Annotated in this window: 2 protein-coding genes; one reads left to right on the top strand and one right to left on the bottom strand. The window is 33.3% G+C overall.

The window, feature by feature from the left end; translation table 11 throughout:
* Positions 1-492 precede the first annotated feature (492 nt).
* Entirely contained in the window at positions 493-627 is a 135-nt protein-coding gene (locus BHE89_RS25985) for a hypothetical protein (protein ID WP_286138836.1), read from the top strand.
* Between the two features lie 743 nt (positions 628-1,370).
* On the opposite strand, the gene BHE89_RS15005 is transcribed toward BHE89_RS25985, so the two are convergent.
* The gene (locus tag BHE89_RS15005; RefSeq protein WP_171742512.1) at positions 1,371-2,177 is read right to left on the bottom strand and encodes a DUF726 domain-containing protein; all 807 of its coding nucleotides are present in this window, start codon (positions 2,175-2,177) and stop codon (positions 1,371-1,373) included.
* Positions 2,178-2,284: the final 107 nt, after the last annotated feature.

The following is a 2,284-nucleotide window of genomic DNA, read 5'->3' as shown; positions in this document are numbered from 1 at the left end:
TAAAAATTAGGACACGAGTAAGATACCAGAAATTGATAGCTGATTGATTATATAACTCGGTCTGTTTCATCGAGTATCGGCACTACTCTGTTTTTTTTCAATAAATTAGCCATTTCTGACATCCGTTTAGATCTGGAATTTAATTCTTTTATTATATCTAATACTGTAATGGATGGGTTGGATTCTATTATTTTGTCAATTGTGCTTCCTCGTGCTGATAGTTCAACAATAGATGTTCGCCTATTATTTTCTTGCAGATCTCCCCACATCTCATCTGTATCGTAGGAGTCAAACTGAATGTATGTATGAGGCGGGGCATGGCGCGTAAATTGAATCTCGTGGCATAGCTAATGCTATTAATGGAAGCTTTGTCGGTCTTAATAATGATTTTGCAGGACACTGGGCTATTGAACAGATAAAATTACGGTCTCAGTAAAGAATATTATTCCAATTCAATTTATAGATAGGCTGTTTTTACCGGAAATATTGAGCATGATAAATGAAATATCTTTCGTGACGGGGTCAAAGAAAACATTAAATGAATTAGCATTTGCTAAAAACCTCATTCATAGCCCAGTACCTTCATCTGTGGCAAACTTGCTAGAAATAGCAAGCAGTAATATTTAGGCTGCTGTTGGGAAGTTTCTCTGGCGGCTGGGTTTTAGTATTAGTTGTATTGTGGTACAGAACAATAGACAAACTGTAACCATTGAAGGTCACTTGCACAGTTCTTCATGCTTGTTATGTTGCTTGCTCTGGGGGGGAGTCCCCCCCTTATGCACGTATTATGCTTAGCTGACCTCATTTACAGGTGATTTTCTTATGAGCTTGACTGGTCAGCAGTTGTTACACTTCAAATATCTCAGTAAATTATCCTACAAAATTAATCAAAGAGTCATTATTTTTAATAATGCGGTCTCTGAGGATCTTTATTAAAATAACTATTGGAATCAACACTTGGGTTGCAGGCCCAGTAAAATGGATAGTTCTAAACCTATCTGTTACATCATAAATATCATTGAAACGTTCACATCGATAAAATCATTGTCACTACCAATCAAATAAGTATCAATAGCATTAACAATTGCCTCACACTTATCCTTATTAATGCCGTTTGTTAATATTTCCTTTTTAAAATCATTCATCATTACATCAAGTATCATACTTTCTATTTCGAAATCTGCTTTTTTCTTTTATATTTTTTTATTCCAATTTCATCAGAAATGTCTCGCAATATTTCATTGTATTTAACACCATTCCCTCTTAGTTTGTTTACGATGGAATCTCCGCCCATCAACTGTATTTCATTTGTTAAAGCCTGGGTTTCAAGCTCTTTATTCGAAAAGGCACTATTTCTTTTATTTAATAATTTAGCTATTACCTCTCTTTCCTTGTTTTGATGAGTAATATATTACGTTATAGAGAGATTCATCTTTCAAGCAGAACTCAATGGGTTTATTATTATTGACAACCATGACTTCTTTTCTTGAGTTGTTATTAAAATCCAAATGATTAATTATTTTATGAACATTATCCCAATAATCAAGATGACCTAGCAAGTGAAACGGTCTGTTCATAATTCTTCCTTTTAGTTCCTCATCAATCACAATCGGATGCGCGCCTATGCATTTTTCAAAGTCGGGCTTGATTTTTAAAACAAGATCGGCATCTGAGTGGATATTGTATATATTCCCAGATATCACGGTTAGTAATTTTTTGCATTCAACATTACTTAGATTTCTTGCACCTGCCATGAATATTAAATTATTTATATTTATACTTTTAAATTCATCACTCATTGCTAAAATAGACTCAATGATTAACCTAGCACCAAGAGAATGAGAATATATATTTATAGCCTCATATTTATTGCTATTTATTTTTAAAAAACGAACTAATAAAACGTAAAATTTATATTTCAAGTTATTGATACTTTGTTCGATCGCTTTAAATCCACCAATTTGAGATGATATAGCACTCACGGCTAAAAGATAGGGGTTTGGTTTTAAGGCAACCCCTAAAAGGTCTGCGACAGAGAAATTATTCAATATCGAACCGCTAGGCCAAAATGCGAAGATATTAGAATCACTTGTATTTACTTTAGCCACATGGTTTTTTAGCTTATCTCTATCACTTTCAGTTGAAGCGGCAGAGTAACCATGAATAAAAATATTCAAGGTATTCCCTTGCCCATTACCACAACGCTCAAAAAAAAATATCCTCTTTCATGACATTCCTTTATTAATTCTGAAAATAGTAAAAACTTAAATATAATGGCATTTCA

Origin of the sequence: Shigella sp. FC1967, assembly GCF_001743005.1 — a bacterium.
In the GTDB taxonomy this organism is placed as follows: Bacteria; Pseudomonadota; Gammaproteobacteria; order Enterobacterales; family Enterobacteriaceae; genus Proteus.
The sequence above is the reverse complement of the archived record's forward strand: the minus strand, read 5'-3'. Positions and strand labels throughout refer to the sequence as shown.

Bases quoted from the DNA above. Each gene is read 5' to 3' on its own strand.
- BHE89_RS25985 (WP_286138836.1), top strand. From the start codon at position 493: ATGATAAATGAAATATCTTTCGTGACGGGGTCAAAGAAAACATTAAAT.